General features: G+C 75.0%; 12 protein-coding genes. 8 read left to right on the forward strand and 4 right to left on the reverse strand.

The genetic code is table 11. From position 1 onward, the window contains the following. Positions 1–60 precede the first annotated feature (60 nt). From glgX (ACUN9U_RS14950) to treZ, 4 genes are all read left to right on the forward strand, one after another. On the forward strand, positions 61–2,229 hold the full coding sequence (gene glgX / locus ACUN9U_RS14950; RefSeq protein WP_445485800.1) for a glycogen debranching protein GlgX: 2,169 nt from the start codon (positions 61–63) through the stop codon (positions 2,227–2,229). Further along, positions 2,226–4,826, forward strand: coding sequence for a malto-oligosyltrehalose synthase (gene treY, locus ACUN9U_RS14955; protein ID WP_445485801.1), 2,601 nt, complete (start codon positions 2,226–2,228; stop codon positions 4,824–4,826). Before glgX (ACUN9U_RS14950) ends, treY begins: the two co-directional genes overlap by 4 nt. Positions 4,827–4,828: 2 nt before the next feature. After that, positions 4,829–5,470: a peptide deformylase gene (locus ACUN9U_RS14960; RefSeq protein ID WP_445485814.1), complete on the forward strand. Its 642-nt coding sequence runs from the start codon at positions 4,829–4,831 to the stop codon at positions 5,468–5,470. Positions 5,471–5,593: 123 nt separating this feature from the next. Then, positions 5,594–7,417: a malto-oligosyltrehalose trehalohydrolase gene (treZ, locus tag ACUN9U_RS14965; protein ID WP_445485802.1), complete on the forward strand. Its 1,824-nt coding sequence runs from the start codon at positions 5,594–5,596 to the stop codon at positions 7,415–7,417. 97 nt (positions 7,418–7,514) lie between these two features. On the opposite strand, the gene zapE is transcribed toward treZ, so the two are convergent. After that, positions 7,515–8,612, reverse strand: a complete 1,098-nt coding sequence (gene zapE / locus ACUN9U_RS14970) for a cell division protein ZapE (RefSeq protein ID WP_445485803.1) — start codon at positions 8,610–8,612, stop codon at positions 7,515–7,517. 185 nt (positions 8,613–8,797) lie between these two features. Here zapE and ACUN9U_RS14975 point away from each other — a divergent pair, with 185 nt between their 5' ends. After that, entirely contained in the window at positions 8,798–9,718 is a 921-nt protein-coding gene (locus tag ACUN9U_RS14975; protein WP_445485804.1) for a sulfurtransferase, read from the forward strand. After that, positions 9,715–10,182 (forward strand): SufE family protein, encoded by a 468-nt coding sequence (locus ACUN9U_RS14980; protein ID WP_445485805.1) that lies wholly within the window; start codon positions 9,715–9,717, stop codon positions 10,180–10,182. Before ACUN9U_RS14975 ends, ACUN9U_RS14980 begins: the two co-directional genes overlap by 4 nt. A 103-nt stretch (positions 10,183–10,285) precedes the next feature. Here the strand turns inward: ACUN9U_RS14980 and ACUN9U_RS14985 are convergent, their stop codons facing one another. Continuing rightward, on the reverse strand, positions 10,286–11,443 hold the full coding sequence (locus ACUN9U_RS14985) for a phosphatase PAP2 family protein (RefSeq protein ID WP_445485806.1): 1,158 nt from the start codon (positions 11,441–11,443) through the stop codon (positions 10,286–10,288). A gap of 142 nt (positions 11,444–11,585) precedes the next feature. Between ACUN9U_RS14985 and ACUN9U_RS14990 the strand changes: the two genes are divergently transcribed. Then, positions 11,586–11,831 (forward strand): hypothetical protein, encoded by a 246-nt coding sequence (locus tag ACUN9U_RS14990; protein WP_445485807.1) that lies wholly within the window; start codon positions 11,586–11,588, stop codon positions 11,829–11,831. A 37-nt stretch (positions 11,832–11,868) separates the two neighbouring features. Here the strand turns inward: ACUN9U_RS14990 and ACUN9U_RS14995 are convergent, their stop codons facing one another. Together ACUN9U_RS14995 and ACUN9U_RS15000 are read right to left on the reverse strand one after the other, a co-directional pair. Next, complete coding sequence (locus tag ACUN9U_RS14995; protein ID WP_445485808.1) at positions 11,869–13,119, reverse strand: alpha/beta hydrolase family protein; 1,251 nt, start codon at positions 13,117–13,119, stop codon at positions 11,869–11,871. Beyond that, complete coding sequence (locus ACUN9U_RS15000; protein WP_445485810.1) at positions 13,116–13,604, reverse strand: DoxX family protein; 489 nt, start codon at positions 13,602–13,604, stop codon at positions 13,116–13,118. Before ACUN9U_RS15000 ends, ACUN9U_RS14995 begins: the two co-directional genes overlap by 4 nt. A gap of 416 nt (positions 13,605–14,020) precedes the next feature. Here ACUN9U_RS15000 and glgX (ACUN9U_RS15005) point away from each other — a divergent pair, with 416 nt between their 5' ends. Continuing rightward, positions 14,021–16,114, forward strand: a complete 2,094-nt coding sequence (glgX, locus tag ACUN9U_RS15005) for a glycogen debranching protein GlgX (protein ID WP_445485815.1) — start codon at positions 14,021–14,023, stop codon at positions 16,112–16,114. Positions 16,115–16,296 lie beyond the last annotated feature (182 nt).

Below are 16,296 nucleotides of genomic sequence, written 5' to 3' on the forward strand. Positions count from 1 at the left end.
ATGACCCCAGCCCGCCGTCCGCCGCGGCGGCAGCACCCCAGACGCCCGCGAGAGGACGCCATGCAGGTCTGGCCAGGACGCCCCTACCCGCTGGGGGCCACCTTCGACGGCGCGGGGACGAACTTCGCGCTGTTCTCGGAGGTCGCCTCGCGCGTGGAGCTGTGCCTCGTGGACGAGCGCGGCCGCGAGACCCGGATCGACCTGCCCGAGGTCGACGGCTTCGTCTGGCACGCCTACCTGCCGCGCGTCCAGCCCGGCCAGCGCTACGGCTACCGGGTGCACGGCCCGTACGACCCCGCCGCCGGGCACCGGTGCAACCCCAGCAAGCTGCTGCTCGACCCCTACGCCAAGGCCATCGACGGCCAGGTCGACGGGCACGAGTCGCTGTTCAGCTACTCCTTCAAGGACCCCTCGCGCCGCAACACCGCCGACAGCGCCCGCCACACGATGCTGTCCGTCGTCGTCAACCCCTACTTCGACTGGGGCACCGACAGGCCGCCGCGGCGCGACTACCACGAGACGGTCATCTACGAGGCCCATGTCAAGGGCCTGACGATGACCCACCCCGGCCTGCCCGAGGAGATCCGCGGCACCTACGCCGGCATCGGCCACCCCGCGATGGTCGAGCACCTCACGGACCTCGGCGTCACCGCCATCGAGCTCATGCCCGTCCACCAGTTCGTGCAGGACACCCACCTGCAGGAGAAGGGCATGACCAACTACTGGGGCTACAACACGATCGGGTTCTTCGCCCCGCACAACGCCTACTCCTCCACCGGCACCCGCGGCCAGCAGGTCATGGAGTTCAAGTCGATGGTGCGCACGCTGCACCAGGCCGGCATCGAGGTGATCCTCGACGTCGTCTACAACCACACCGCCGAGGGCAACCACATGGGCCCGACGCTGTGCTTCCGCGGCATCGACAACGCGGCGTACTACCGGCTGGTCGACTCCGACAAGGCCCACTACTACGACACCACCGGCACCGGGAACAGCCTGCTGATGCGCTCCCCCCACGTGCTCCAGCTGATCATGGACTCGCTGCGGTACTGGGTGAACGACATGCACGTCGACGGCTTCCGCTTCGACCTGGCGAGCACGCTGGCCCGCCAGTTCCACGAGGTCGACAGGCTGTCGGCGTTCTTCGACCTCATCCAGCAGGACCCGGTGGTCAGCCAGGTCAAGCTCATCGCCGAGCCGTGGGACGTCGGCGACGGCGGCTACCAGGTGGGCGGCTTCCCCCCGCTGTGGACGGAGTGGAACGGCAAGTACCGCGACACCGTCCGCGACTTCTGGCGCGGTGAGCCCAGCGCGCTGGCCGAGTTCGCCAGCCGCATCTCCGGCTCCTCGGACCTGTACGAGCACAACGGCCGCAAGCCGATCGCCTCGATCAACTTCGTCACCGCGCACGACGGCTTCACCATGCGCGACCTCGTCTCCTACAACGACAAGCACAACGAGGCCAACGGCGAGGGCGGCCGGGACGGCGAGAGCCACAACCGGTCCTGGAACTGCGGGGTGGAGGGCGAGACCAAGGACAAGGACGTCAACGCCCTGCGCGCCCGCCAGCAGCGCAACATGCTGGCCACGCTGCTGCTCAGCCAGGGCGTGCCGATGATCCTGCACGGCGACGAGCTCGGCCGGACGCAGAAGGGCAACAACAACACCTACTGCCAGGACAACCGCACCTCCTGGGTGGACTGGAACCTGTCCGACGAGCAGCGCGACCTGCTGCGCTTCACCCAGCAGGTCATCGCCGTCCGCATGGGCCACCCGGTCTTCCGGCGGCGGCGCTTCTTCGCCGGCGACGCCCAGCACGGCGGCGAGAGCGCCCTGGGCGACATCGCGTGGTTCACCCCGGCCGGCGTGCACATGACGCACAGCGACTGGTCCACCGGGTACGCCCGCTCCCTGGGCGTCTTCCTCAACGGCTGGGCGATCCCCGAGCCCGACCCCCGCGGAGAGCAGATCGTGGACGACAGCTTCTACATCATGTTCAACGCCTCCCACGAGGACGTCGTCTTCACGCTGCCGCCGCCGGAGTACGGGCACGAGTGGCGGGTGGTGGTCGACACCGCCACCCCGCCGGAGGCGCCGCCGCCCGCGGTGCCCGCGGCGGTGGCCCTGGCCGCCGCCGAGGCCACCGGGCCCTTCGAGGCCGGCTCCGACGTGCTCGTCGCCGGCCGCAGCCTCCTCGTGGTCACCCGCCCCTCGGTGGAGGCGCTGTGAGCGACACCGCGCCCGGCCGGCAGCAGGGGCTGCACGGCGGCTCCGCTGCGCAGCACCGGCCGGCCCCCGGGCGGCCCGTGCCCGTCTCGACCTACCGGCTGCAGGTGCGCCCGGAGTTCGGCTACGACGACGCGACCGCCGTCGTCGACCACCTCGACGCGCTCGGCGTCTCGCACGCCTACCTCTCCCCGCTGCTGCAGCCGACGCCCGGCTCGGCGCACGGCTACGACGTCGTCGACCACAGCCGCGTGAACCCCGAGGCCGGGGGCCGCGAGGCCCTGGACGTGCTGGTGCAGCGCCTGCGCAGCCGCGGCCTGGCCGCGGTGGCCGACGTCGTCCCCAACCACATGGCGGTGCCGACGCCGGCGCGGCTCAACAGCGCGCTGTGGTCGGTGCTGCGCGACGGCCCGGACTCCCCGTTCGCGCGGTGGTTCGACGTCGACTGGTGGACCTCCGGCCACGCGATCCTCATGCCGGTGCTCGGCTCCCGCATCGGGCAGGTGCTGGGCAGCGGGGAGCTGGTCCTGGACACGTCGGGCGGCGAGCCGCTGCTGCGCTACTACGACCACGTCTTCCCGGTGCGCCCGGGCACGGAGACCCTGCCGCTGGCCGAGCTGGTCGACCGGCAGTGGTACCGGCTGGCGCACTGGCGCGTGGCCGACGAGGAGCTGAACTACCGCCGCTTCTTCGACGTCGACACCCTCGCCGCGATCCGGGTGGAGGACCCCGAGGTCTTCGACGCCACCCACGCGCTGCTGCTGGAGCTGCTGGCCAGCGGCGCGCTGGAGGGGCTGCGGATCGACCACCCCGACGGGCTGGCCGACCCGCGCGGGTACGTGCGCCGCCTCGCGGAGCGCTCCGGCGGGGCGTGGGTGGTGGTGGAGAAGATCCTCGAGGGCTCGGAGGTGCTCCCCGACGACTGGCCCGTGGCCGGCACCACCGGCTACGACGCGCTGCTGCGCGTGGGCGGGCTGTTCGTGGACCCGGCCGGCGCCGGGCCGCTCTCGGCGCTGCTGGCCGAGGTCACCGGCGAGGCCACGGGCTTCCCCGCCGTCGTCGCCGCCGCCAAGCGCGAGGTGGTCGAGGCGGGGCTGTACGCCGAGGTGCACCGCCTGGTGCAGCTGCTCGTGCAGATCGTCGCGGCCGACGTGCGCCTTCGCGACCACACCGAGCGCGCGCTGCGCGAGTGCGTGGTCGAGCTGCTCGTCGCCTTCCCGCGCTACCGCGCGTACGTCGTGCCCGGCGAGCCCGCGCCCGCGGAGGCCCAGCGGGTGCTGGAGGAGACCGCCGAGGCCGCCCGCGAGCACCTGCCCGAGGAGCGCTGGGACACCCTCGCCGTGGTCGTCGACCTGCTGCTGGGCCGCGAGGTCGGCAGCGCCGGGCGCCAGGCCGACGCCGACCGCGCCGAGCTGGTGGTGCGCTTCCAGCAGACCTGCGGCCCGGTGATGGCCAAGGGCGTGGAGGACACCGCGTTCTACCGCTGGTTCCGGCTGGCGGGCCTCAACGAGGTCGGCGGTGACCCCGACCGCGTGGGCGTGGCGCCGGAGGAGTTCCACGCCTACTGCGCCCAGCAGGTGCGCGACTGGCCGGTGGCCATGACCACGCTGACCACGCACGACACCAAGCGCGACGAGGACGTCCGCGCGCGCCTGGCCGTGCTGTCCGAGCTGCCGCTGGAGTTCGCCGAGGCGCTGCGGCACTGGCGGCGGCTGGCCGCGGAGCACCGCCGCCAGGAGCTGGACGGGCAGACCGAGCACCTCGTGTGGCAGACCCTGCTGGGCACCTGGGGCTCCGGGCGCGACGGCGGTCCGATCAGCGGCGAGCGCCTCCTGGGCTACCTGGAGAAGGCCATCCGCGAGGCGAAGGTCCACACCACCTGGACGAACCCCGACGAGGCGTACGAGGAGGCCGTGCGGTCCTTCGCGGTGGGCGTGCTGGGCGACGCGGCCGTCATGGAGGCCGTCGAGGCGTTCAGCCAGCGCATCGCCGGCCCGGTGCGCGTCGGCGTGCTCGGCCAGAAGCTCGTGCAGGTGACGATGCCGGGCGTCCCGGACGTCTACCAGGGCACCGAGGTGGTCTCGCTCTCCCTGGTCGACCCCGACAACCGCCGCCCCGTCGACTACGCCGACCGGCGGCGCCGGCTGGCGCGTCTGGACTCCGGCGCCCGCCCGAGCGACCTGTCCGACGAGAAGCTGCTGGTGACCTCCCGCGCGCTGCGCCTGCGCCGCGAGCACCCCGAGTGGTTCGTCGGGGAGGGCGCCACGTACACCGCGGTCGCCACCTCCACCGGCAACGCCGTGGCCTTCGGCCGCGGCACGTCCGACCTCGACGGCGGTGCGCCGCAGGTGGTGGTCGTGGCGACGCGCCTGGCGGCCTCGCTGGAGCGGCTCGGCGGCTGGGGCCAGCACGCGGTGGTCCTGCCCGACGCCGGTCCCGGCGGCTGGCGCGACGCGCTCACCGGTGCCCGCGTGGACGGCGGAGCGGTGCCGCTGGCCGAGCTGCTGTCGGCCTGCCCCGTGGCGCTGCTGGTGCGCGAGGGCGCCAGCGAGGTGGCCGGCGCCGCGGCGCGACCCGTGGTGGAGGATGCTGCGCCGTGAGCATGGCCCAGCAGTCCAGCCCCACCAGCGCCGTCGACGCCATCCGCCGTCCGATGAGCAGCAAGGACCTGCGCAAGGCGGTGGGCAAGCTGCTGCGCGGGCCGCAGCCGCTGCCCATCGTGCAGGCGGGCCACCCCGTGCTGCGCGAGGTCGCCCAGCCCTACGACGGCGAGCTCTCCCCCGAGCTCATGGCCGACCTCGTGGAGGCCATGAAGGCGTCCATGCACGCCGCCCCCGGCGTGGGCCTGGCCGCCCCGCAGGTGGGGCTGGGCCTGGCCCTGGCGGTGGTGGAGGACTCCGGGGACGACGAGGACGACCCCCGCGAGCGCTCCGACCTGCCCTTCCGGGTGCTCGTCAACCCCTCCTACTCCCCCGTGGACGCCTCCGGGGCGCCCGTGGACGTCGCCGACGCCGAGCGGGTGGTGTTCGAGGAGGGCTGCCTGTCGGTGGTCGGCTACGAGGCCGAGGTGGCGCGGTTCCGCTCGGTGCGCGTGGTCGGGCAGGACGAGACCGGGCGCGCCGTCGACGACGTCTTCCACGGCTGGGCGGCCCGGATCATGCAGCACGAGATCGACCACCTCGGCGGCGGGCTGTACATCGACAAGGCCGACCTGGCGTCGCTGTCCTGGACCGGCCGCGTCTGACGGCCCCCTGACGGGCGCAGGGTGGCCCTGGTCTCGTGGGAGTGGACCAGGGCCACCCTGCGCCCACGCAGGAGGGGGGGCGGCCAGGTGGCGGGCGCCCGGGACCGCCGGGAGGGTGGTCGGGTGCACCGCTTCGCCGTCTGGGCGCCCTCCGCTGACCGCGTCGAGATCGACGTCCACCTCCCCTCCGGGGTGACCACCCGCGCCCTGGAGCGCACCGACGGCCCGGCCCCCGGCTGGTGGGCCGTCACCGTCGACGAGGCGGGTGACGGCACCGACTACGCCTTCCGCGTCGACGGCGGCGACCCGCGCCCCGACCCGCGCAGCGCGCACCAGCCCCACGACGTGCACGGCCCCAGCCGCGTCTTCGACCCGAGCGCCCACGCCTGGGGCGACCAGGGCTGGGACGGCCGGGACGCCCGCGGCGCCGTCGTCTACGAGCTGCACGTGGGCACCTTCACCCCGGAGGGCACCCTCGACGCCGCCACCGCGAAGCTGCCGCACCTGGTGGACCTCGGCGTCGACGTCGTCGAGCTGCTGCCGGTGGCCGCCTTCCCCGGCCGCCGCGGCTGGGGCTACGACGGCGTGGACCTGTACGCCGTGCACGACGCCTACGGCGGGCCCGCGGCGCTGCAGCGCTTCGTCGACGCCGCGCACCAGGCGGGCCTGGCGGTCGCCCTGGACTGCGTGTACAACCACCTGGGCCCGGCGGGGAACTACCTGGGCGAGTTCGGCCCGTACTTCACCGAGGAGCACCACACCCCGTGGGGCGCGGCGGTCAACCTCGACCAGCCCGGGTCCGAGGGCGTGCGCCGCTTCGTCGTCGACAACGCGCTGCGCTGGTTCCGCGACTTCCACGTCGACGTCCTGCGCCTGGACGCCGTCCACGCCCTGGTCGACGACTCCGCCGAGCACGTGCTGGCGCAGCTGGCCCGCGAGACGGCCGCCCTGTCAGCGGAGGTCGGCCGGCCGCTGACGCTCATCGCCGAGAGCGACCTCAACGACACCGGCATGGTCACCCCGCTCGGGCAGGCCTCCGGCACGCCGCTGCCGGCGCGCGGGATGCAGGCGCAGTGGGCCGACGACGTCCACCACGCCCTGCGCTCGGTGATGACCGGCGAGCGCGGCGGCTACTACAAGGACTTCGCCAGCCTGGAGGTGCTCGGCGGCGTGCTGGAGCGCGTCTTCCACCACGCGGGCACGTACAGCCCGTTCCGCGGCAAGACCTGGGGCGCGCCCGTCGACACGGACCGCTACCGCGGCCACGCCTTCGTCGCGTACACGACCACCCACGACCAGACCGGCAACCGCGCCACCGGCGACCGGCTCTCCGCGTCCCTGGACGACGCCGCGCTGGCCACCGCGCAGGCCGTGGTCCTCACCAGCGCCTTCACACCCATGATCTTCATGGGTGAGGAGTGGGGCGCGACCACGCCGTGGATGTTCTTCACCGACCACGACGCCGAGCTCGGCGCCCTGGTGAGCAAGGGGCGGGCCGAGGAGTTCGCCTCCCACGGCTGGGAGGGCGACGTCGAGGTGCCCGACCCGCAGGAGGAGTCGACCTTCACGGAGTCGAAGCTCGACTGGTCCGAGCCCGAGAGCGCCCGCGGCGCCCGCCTGCTCGCGTGGACCCGCGACCTGCTGGCCCTGCGCCGCAGCGAGCCCGACCTTGCCGGCGACGACCTGCGCGCCGTGCGCACCGCCACGAGCGGCGACGCCGAGCTGCGCGAGGGCGGCAGCCCCTGGCTGGTCGCCCGCCGCGGCTCGCTGGCGCTGGTGGCCAACCTGGCGCAGCACGAGCTGGAGGTGCCGCTGGCCGGCGTGCTCGACGGCGGCGACGACGCGCGCGCCGAGGTGGTCCTCGCGTGGGACGCCGCGGCTACCCAGGTCAGGGGGGCGTCCGTGCGGCTGCCGTCCCGTGCCAGCGCCGTCGTCCGCGTGGCCTGACGCTCGGCCCGCCTCTTCTCCTGCGACGATCAAGGAAGTCCCGCACCCCCCGGGGGGTGCGGGACGTCCTTGATCGTCGCAGGTGGGGAGGGAGGTGTCAGCCCTGGGAGCCCTCGCGGGCCAGCGCGGTCAGGCGCGAGACGGCGCGGGCGTACTTCTTGCGGTAGCCGCCGCCCATGAGCTCGGCGGGGAAGAGCTGGTCCAGCGGGGCGCCGGAGGCGACCAGCGGCAGGTCGCGGTCGTACATGCGGTCTCCCAGCACCACCAGGCGCAGGGCGACGCTCTGCTCCGAGACCGGGCGCACCCCGGTCCAGTGGACGGCCGTGACCCCGTCGAGCAGGGCGCCGTAGCGGCTGGGGTGCACGGTGGCCAGGTGGCTGAGCAGGGCGTCGAAGGAGTCGAGCACCACGCCCTCCCCGGCCGCCAGGCGCTGGGCGGCCCGCTCCCCCACCTCGGCGTCGGTGGCCGGCTCGGGCGGGGCCGGCAGACCGCGGTGGCGGTAGTCCTCCCCGTCCACCCGGTAGACGTCGAAGCGGGAGGCGACGGCCTGGATCTCGCGCAGGAAGTCCTCCGCCGCGAAGCGGCCCTCCCCCAGCGCGTCGGGCAGCGTGTTGGAGGTGGCCGCCAGCGCCGTGCCGGCGTCGGAGAGCTCGCGCAGCAGGCGGCTCATGAGCACGGTGTCACCCGGGTCGTCCAGCTCGAACTCGTCGATGCAGACCAGGCGCTTGGCGGACAGCGCGTCGACGGCCTGCCGGAACCCCAGGGCGCCCGCGAGGTTGGTGTACTCCACGAAGGTGCCGTAGGCCGCCGGCGCGGAGGGGCTGTCGACGGCGTGGAAGAGCGAGGTCAGCAGGTGGGTCTTGCCCACGCCGAAGCCGCCGTCGAGGTAGATGCCCTCCTTGGCCGGCTCCCCGCCGCCGCGGCCGAACAGCCGCGCCAGGCCACCGCCCCTCGCGCCCCCGGCGCCCTTCGCGCCGCTCCAGCGCCCCGCGCGCTCGCGCAGCGCCTCGACGGCCTCGGCCTGGGTCGGCTGGCCCGGGTCGGGCCGGTAGGTCTCGAAGCGGGCCCCGGCGAAGTGGGGCGGCGGGACCAGGTCGTCCAGCAGGCGCTGCGGGCTGGGGCGGGGGTCGCGCTGGACCAGGGAGGGCACGGCGTCGGTGGTCCGGGCGGCGTCGACCGCGGGCGCGTCAGGCACCGGCCGAGCCTAGGACGCCCCCGCGGGGGCCGCCGCCCGCAGCCTGCCGCCGGGGCGGCGGTGAGCCGCAGGTCACAGCCGCGCGGTCCCACCCGGAGGTCCGGGCGACCGCGCAGGGTCGCGCACGACCGGGTGAGGCCGTCCTGGGTGGTCCGGGCGCTGCGGCGTCGCCTAGCCTCGCGAGCATGGCTGCTGAGACGCGGATCCCCGCGGACCCCTCGCCCCGCTTCGCCGAGTACGCCCACCCCGAGCGCCTGGTCAGCACCGAGTGGCTCGCCGAGCACCTCGGCGAGCCCGGGCTCGTCGTCGTCGAGAGCGACGAGGACGTGCTGCTGTACGAGACCGGTCACATCCCGGGCGCGGTCAAGGTCGACTGGCACACCGACCTCAACGACCCCGTGACCCGCGACTACGTGGACGGGGAGGCCTTCGCGGCCCTGCTCGGCGCGCGCGGCATCGGCCGCGACACCACCGTGGTCATCTACGGCGACAAGAACAACTGGTGGGCCGCGTACGCGCTGTGGGTCTTCACCCTGTTCGGCCACGAGGACGTGCGCCTGCTCGACGGCGGCCGCGCGAAGTGGGAGGCCGAGGGCCGCGAGTACACCACCGACGCGCCGCAGGTCACGCCCGTGGACTACCCGGTCGTGGACCGCGACGACTCCCGCATCCGCGCCTACAAGGACGACGTGCTGGCCTTCCTGGGCACCGAGCGGCCGCAGCTGGTCGACGTGCGCTCCCCCGAGGAGTACACCGGCGCCCGCACCTCCATGCCGGCCTACCCGGAGGAGGGCACTCTGCGCGGCGGCCACATCCCCGGCGCGCAGTCGGTGCCGTGGGCGCGGGCCGTGGCCGAGGACGGCGGCTTCAAGCCCCGTGCGGAGCTCGAGGCCATCTACGCGCAGGAGAAGGGCCTGGATGCCGACCGCGCGACCATCGCCTACTGCCGCATCGGGGAGCGCTCGAGCCACACGTGGTTCGTGCTGCACCACCTGCTCGGCTTCGGCGACGTGAAGAACTACGACGGCTCCTGGACCGAGTGGGGCAACGCCGTGCGCGTGCCGATCGCCACGGGCGACCAGCCGGGAGCGGTCACCCGCCGGTGAGCGAGGCCCAGGACCTGCCGCGCAAGCTCGCCGACGTCGTCGACGACTTCGGCGCGGTCAGCGAGCGCGAGCGGCTCCAGCTGCTGCTGGAGTTCAGCGAGGGGCTGCCTGCGCTGCCCGAGCGCTACGCCGAGCACCCCGAGCTGCTCGAGCCGGTGCCGGAGTGCCAGTCGCCGGTGTTCGTCATCACCGAGCTCGAGGACGCCGACGACGCCACGCCCCCGCTGGCGCGCACCGTCAGGGTCTTCGCCAGCGCCCCGCGCGAGGCGCCCACCACCCGCGGCTTCGCCGGGATCCTCGTGGAGGGCCTCGACGGGCTGCCGGCGGCCGACCTGCTCGCCGTCCCCGACGACGTCAGCGACCGCCTCGGGCTGGGCCGCGCGGTGAGCCCGCTGCGCCTGCGGGGCATGGCGGGGATGCTCGGGCGCATCAAGCGCCAGGTGCGCGAGCGGGCCTCGGCCTGAGCGCTGCCCTCCAGGGCCCGGCCCGACGACGACGGAGGGCGCCGACCTGCTGGTCGGCGCCCTCCGTGCGCGTCCGGGGCGAGCGGTCGTCCCGGGCGGGCGGTCAGGTGGTGGCGGCGTCGCGGCGCCTGGCCTCCACGGCGTCGGCGCTGCCGGCGACGTCACCGTCGTCGTCGTCGCGGCGCCTGGCGGGGTCGCGCAGGTTGCCGGTGGCCCACGCGCCGGCCCACACCGCGATGCCGCCGATGGCGACGCCGGCGAGGTCGTCAACGATGTAGTGCCAGCCGAAGTAGATCGTGGCCAGCACCGTCAGCGCGAAGAACACCCACATCGCCCGGCGCACCAGCGCGGGCATCCGGATGAGCTGCACGATGAGGGCGGCGGTGAAGACCACTGACACGTGCAGCGAGGCGAACGCCGCGATGCCGGACACGGTGCCGGAGACGTCGGGGTCTGCCATGACGATCGAGCGGTTGCGCACGAGCGCCGCCTGCAGCCCCGTGACGTCGGTGCGGGCCAGGTCGGTGAAGTCCCACGGCAGCGCGTAGAACGGGCCGGACGCCGGGATCATGTAGTAGCTGGCCGTGCCGAGCGCCCAGTTCAGGCACAGCGCGGTGACGTACCACAGCCCGTGGGACAGGTGCCGCCAGAAGATCAGCGCCACGGCCACCGAGACCGGCACGAACACCAGGTAGCCGGTGTAGACGAACGAGAGCACGTGGGCGGAGAAGCCCGTGCCGAGCACGGTGTGCAGCAGCTCGGCGGGGTTGTTGCCGAACGCGAGCAGCCGGTCGCTGGCCACGAGCGCCAGGTCCTGGGACCCCTCGTGGATGAACGGCAGGAAGTTCTTGAGGTTCCGGTAGCCGACGTAGGTGATGTAGAAGCTGGCCACCGCGATGAGCACGGGCACCAGCCGGCGCCACGGCCAGCGGGCGACGGCGACGTCGCGCGCGGACTGCCACAGCCCCCGCGGGGAGCGCAGGTCGGCGTGCGCGCGCAGGCGCCAGGCCGCGCGGGGCAGCACGTCGAGCAGCAGGCAGACGGCCACGATGGCCGGCATCCGCACCCAGCCGGGGCCGAGGAAGCCGTCCGGGTCGCGCAGCGGGATGTCGAGCGCGACCGAGCCGACCACGGCGAGGCCGCCGGTCACGGCGGCGGTGCCGGCCGCGAGCCCCAGCACGCGGTGGCGGTGGCGGCGGCTCGGGACCTCGACGGTGGCTACTGGAGGCGCGGACGCGCCAGTCGTGGTACCGAGGGCCATGGGGTCATTCTGACCCACCGCGCGCATCCCGCGCGTCCACGGACCCGTCACCTGCGCGTCACCTGCCGGTCAGCGAGATCGCTGACCGTGCGCGACGGCCCGGTCACCGGGCGCCGCTGACGGCGCCTGGGAGGATGCCCGCGTGTCCACCACTCCCCCGCAGCAGCCCGAGACGCCGTCCGAGCAGCCGTCGCAGCAGCCGTCGCAGCGCCGGCGCGACCCGCGCCGCGACCTGGCCGGAGCCGGCTTCCTGCTGCTCGGCGGCTGGTTCGCCACCACTTCCTGGGGGATCGACTCCTCCGTGGTGCTGCGCCTTCTGCTCGTGCTCCTCGGGGTGGCGGTGGCCGGCTACGGCCTCGCCCAGCTCGTGCAGAACCGGCGCCGCTGACCGCGAGCACCGGCAGCCGCCGGCGCCCGGTCGCCCCTCAGAGGTGCTCGAGCAGGAACCTGGCGACCTCACGCTCCCAGCGGTCGGGGTCGGAGTTCCACTCGCGGCAGTGCCCCGCCCCCGGGAACTCCAGCAGGGTCACGAGGTCCGGCCGCGCGGCGGCGAGCAGCCGGCTGGGACCCACCGGGACCACCGCGTCGGCGTCGCCGTGCAGGAGCAGCACCGGCACGCGCAGCTCCTCGGCGCGCGCCACCCAGTCGAGCCTGTCGAGGTCGAGCGGCTCCTCCACGCCCAGGGCGGCCCGGGCGAGCGGTGAGCCCATGAGCGCGGTCCCGGCGCGGCCCAGCGGCGGCGGCACCCGGTGCAGGCGCGCCTGGTGCTGCAGCACGGTGCGCCAGTCGAGCACCGGGCCGTCGAGGACGACGGCGCGGACCCGGTCGGCCGTCCAGGACCGGGCCAGGTGGGAGAGCACGATGGCCCCGCCCATCGACCACCCCACGAGCACGACGTCGCGGGCGCCGGCGTCCAGGGCGTGCAGCACGGCAGCCTCGACGTCGACCCACTCGGTCTCCCCCAGGCCGTAGCGGCCCGACAGGCTGGCGGGGGCGTCGAGGTCGTTGCGGTAGCTGGGCACGAGCGCGGGGACGCCGAGGCGGTGCAGCACCGGCAGCGCCCGCAGGCACTCCTCGCGCGTGCCGCCGCGGCCGTGCACGAGCACCGCCCAGACCTTCTGGTCCAGCTCGCCGTCGGCGGGGTGCACCAGCCAGGTGGGCAGCTCGCCCACCGGGGAGGTGACCACGACGTCGTCGAAGGGCAGGCCCAGGGCCCGGCCGGGGTCACCGGTGTGGAACCAGCCGCTCCAGCGGCCGGCGCCGGGCCGCAGCACCCCGGCGTCGGTGCCGAGCAGGGCGCGCACCACCGCCCGGCCCCGCCGCTGCGCCGAGCGGGCAGGACCGGGCTCCTCGACGCCCAGGACGTCGCCGACCTGGGAGTGCGTCGTGCCGCCGTCGGTCCACAACCCGTAGCGGCCGGGGGCCAGCGTGAGGTCGCTGGCGGCGAGCACCACGCGGTCGGGCTCGACCGCGAGCACGCGCACGTCGTCGGCGCGGACCTTCTCCGGCGTCACCACGCGCCGCGCGAAGTGCGTGGCCAGCGCGGAGGCCGCGGCCGAGGCCGCCAGTCCCACGGCGCCGCCCACGACGGCGCTGCGCACCACCGCCCGGGTCAGGGCCGCGGCCCGCAGCGCCGCGGCGGCGACGTCCGCGCCGGGGGCTGCCGGGTCGCTCACGCGGCCCGCCCGGCGCCGCGGGCGGCCACCTCGCGGGCGGCCACCGCCCGGGCGGCCACCTCGCGGGCGGCCCTGCCGGAGGGGTGGGCCGCGCCCGCCACGCGCAGGGCCCAGGCGACCAGCGGCAGCTGCAGCGGCAGGCGCGCCAGCGCCGCGGCGCGGTACCAGCGCGGGGCGCGCTCGCTGCGCAGGGCCTGCACGGCCATGGTCGCGTTGGCGGGGAAGACCGCCACGAGCAGGGCGGCGCTGGCCAGGCCCGCCCAGCGGCGGCTGGCGGCGGGCAGCAGGCCCGCCGCGCACGCCAGCTCGGCCACCCCGGAGGCCGCCACCCAGGGGCCGGGCCTGCCCAGGGCCCGGGGGACGATCCGCTCGAACGGGCCGGGCGCCGCGAGGTGGGCGACGCCGGCGGTGCCCAGCAGCGCCGCGAGCGCCAGCGGGGCGGTGGTGCCGGTGCCGAGCGGAGTGGCGGGCCCGCGGCGACTCATGGGCCGATCCTGCCAGCGCTCCGCCCGGGGTGCGCGCGCCGCCGGGCCCCGGCGGCGACCCGACGGCGGCCCGACGGGCACGGCGGGGCGCTCCCGGGTCGCGGGCGGAGGGGGCCGCCGCCACGATCGAAGCCGTGACCCCTCCCCCTTCCCGTTCCTCCAGCGCGCCCTCGAAGGCCCCCGACGAGCAGCCGGCGCCCTCGCACGCCTCCTCGGCCGCGACCGCGGAGGAGTCCGCCCAGCAGTCCTCCGGGCAGTCCTCCGAGCACTCCGCGAGCACGGGCGAGCGCCGCACCTCCGGCGGGCGCGGCACCGGGCGCGGCACCGGGCGCGCGTCGGGCAGCGCTGCGGCCAGGACGCCGTCCAAGGGCCCGTCCCGGGGCCCCTCGCGCCGCACCCGCTCGGCGAGCAGGCCGCTGGCCTCGCGCGTCGAGCCCGGGCTGCCGTACCCCCTCGGCGTGACGCTGCGCAGCGGCGGCATCAACGTCGCGCTGCCGTCGGAGACCGCCGAGCGCGTCGAGCTGTGCCTCTTCGACGCCGACGGCAAGGAAGAGCGCGTGGAGCTGCCGGAGAGGTCCGGCCACGTCTTCCACGGCTACCTGCCCGGCATCGGCGCGGGCCAGCGCTACGGCTTCCGCGTGCACGGCGCCTGGGACCCGGCGCGCGGCCTGCGGCACAACCCGCACAAGCTGCTCCTGGACCCGTGGGCGCGGGCGGTGGAGGGCGCCTTCGGCGCCGGCGAGGAGGTCTTCGGGCACCACTGGGACGACGCCGGGAAGCTCAACGAGGCGGACTCCGCGGGCTCGGTGCCGCGCTCCGTCGTCGTCGACGAGTCCTTCGACTGGGGCGACGACACGCCCCCGCGCACCCCGCTGCACGCCACGGTGGTCTACGAGACCCATGTCAAGGGCCTGACGCACACCCACCCCGACGTCCCCGAGGAGCTGCGCGGCACCTACGCCGGGCTGGCCCACCCCGCCGTGACGGGGTACCTCAAGGACCTGGGCGTCACCACGGTCGAGCTGCTGCCGGTGCACCAGTTCGTGCAGGACTCCCACCTGGAGGAGAAGGGCCTGCGCAACTACTGGGGCTACAACTCCATCGGCTTCCTCGCCCCGCACGGGGAGTACTCCGCGGCCGGCGACGGCGGGGGGCAGGTCGCCGAGTTCAAGCAGATGGTCAAGGACCTGCACGCCGCGGGCCTGGAGGTCGTCCTCGACGTCGTCTACAACCACACCGCCGAGGGCAACGACCAGGGCCCCACCTTCAGCCTCAAGGGCATCGACAACGGCTCCTTCTACCGGCTGGTGGAGGGCGACGAGGCGCACTACTTCGACACCTCCGGCACCGGCAACAGCCTCAACGCCTCCCATCCCGCCGCGCTCGGGCTGGTGATGGACTCCCTGCGCTACTGGGTGCAGGAGATGCACGTCGACGGCTTCCGCTTCGACCTGGCCACCACCCTGACCCGCCAGGGCGGGGAGATGGACGTGCACAGCGCCTTCCTCACCCTCGTCCACCAGGACCCGGTGCTCGCGCCGGTGAAGATGATCGCCGAGCCCTGGGACACCGCCGGCTACCAGGTGGGCGGCTTCCCGGCGCGCTGGAGCGAGTGGAACGGGAAGTACCGCGACGACGTGCGCGACTTCTGGCGCGGAGAGGAGGGCGTGCTCGGGGCCTTCGCCCACCGCGTCACCGGCTCCGGTGACATCTACGGCGGCGCCCCGGGGACCGGGGCGCGCGACCCGCTGTGCAGCGTCAACTTCGTCACCGCCCACGACGGCTTCACGCTGCACGACCTCACCAGCTACGACGCCAAGCACAACGAGGCGAACGGCGAGGGCAACAACGACGGCGAGAGCGACAACAAGAGCTGGGGCTGCGGCGCCGAGGGCCCCACGGACGACGAGGGCGTCAACGAGCTGCGCACCCGCCAGCGCAAGAACTTCCTGGCCACGCTGCTGCTCTCGCACGGCGTGCCGATGGTGCTCGGCGGCGACGAGATGGGCCGCACGCAGGGGGGCAACAACAACGCCTACTGCCAGGACAGCGAGATCTCCTGGTTCGACTGGTCCGCGGTCGACGAGGACCTCGTCGCCTTCACCCGGGAGCTGACCGCGCTGCGGCGCGAGCACCCGGCCCTGCGGCCGCGTCACTTCGGCGACGTCGACGTGGAGATGCGCCGCGCCGACGGCCCGGAGATGGGCGACGAGGACTGGGCCGACCCGCTCAACAAGGCGCTGACGATCCACCTCACCGGTCCGCGCTCGGACGGCGCCGACGACGTCGAGGAGTTCATGCTCATGGTGAACGGCTCCGACGGCGCGGTGCAGTTCACCGTCCCGACGCGCTCGGACTCCGGCAAGGACCCCGAGCCGGAGGACCTGCCGGGCTGGAAGCTCGAGCTGTCCACCGACCCCGAGCAGCACGTGAAGAAGCGGGGTCTGGCGCCCGGCCAGCAGATCCTCGTGCGGGACCGGTCGCTGACGCTCCTGCACCGCGTCGACTGACACCGTCCCTCGTCGCAGCCGAGCGCCCGGTCGCGGTTCCCGCGCCGTCCGGAACCGCAACCGGGCGCTCGGCTGCGGTTCCCAGGGGGTCGGGGGGGGGGGGCCCGGGGGCCCCGGGGGGGCCCCCCGGGGGGGGGGGCCCCCCCCCCCCGCGGGGGGGGGGGGGGGGCGGGGGGGGGGGG

The sequence above is a fragment of the Quadrisphaera sp. KR29 genome (assembly GCF_052644995.1).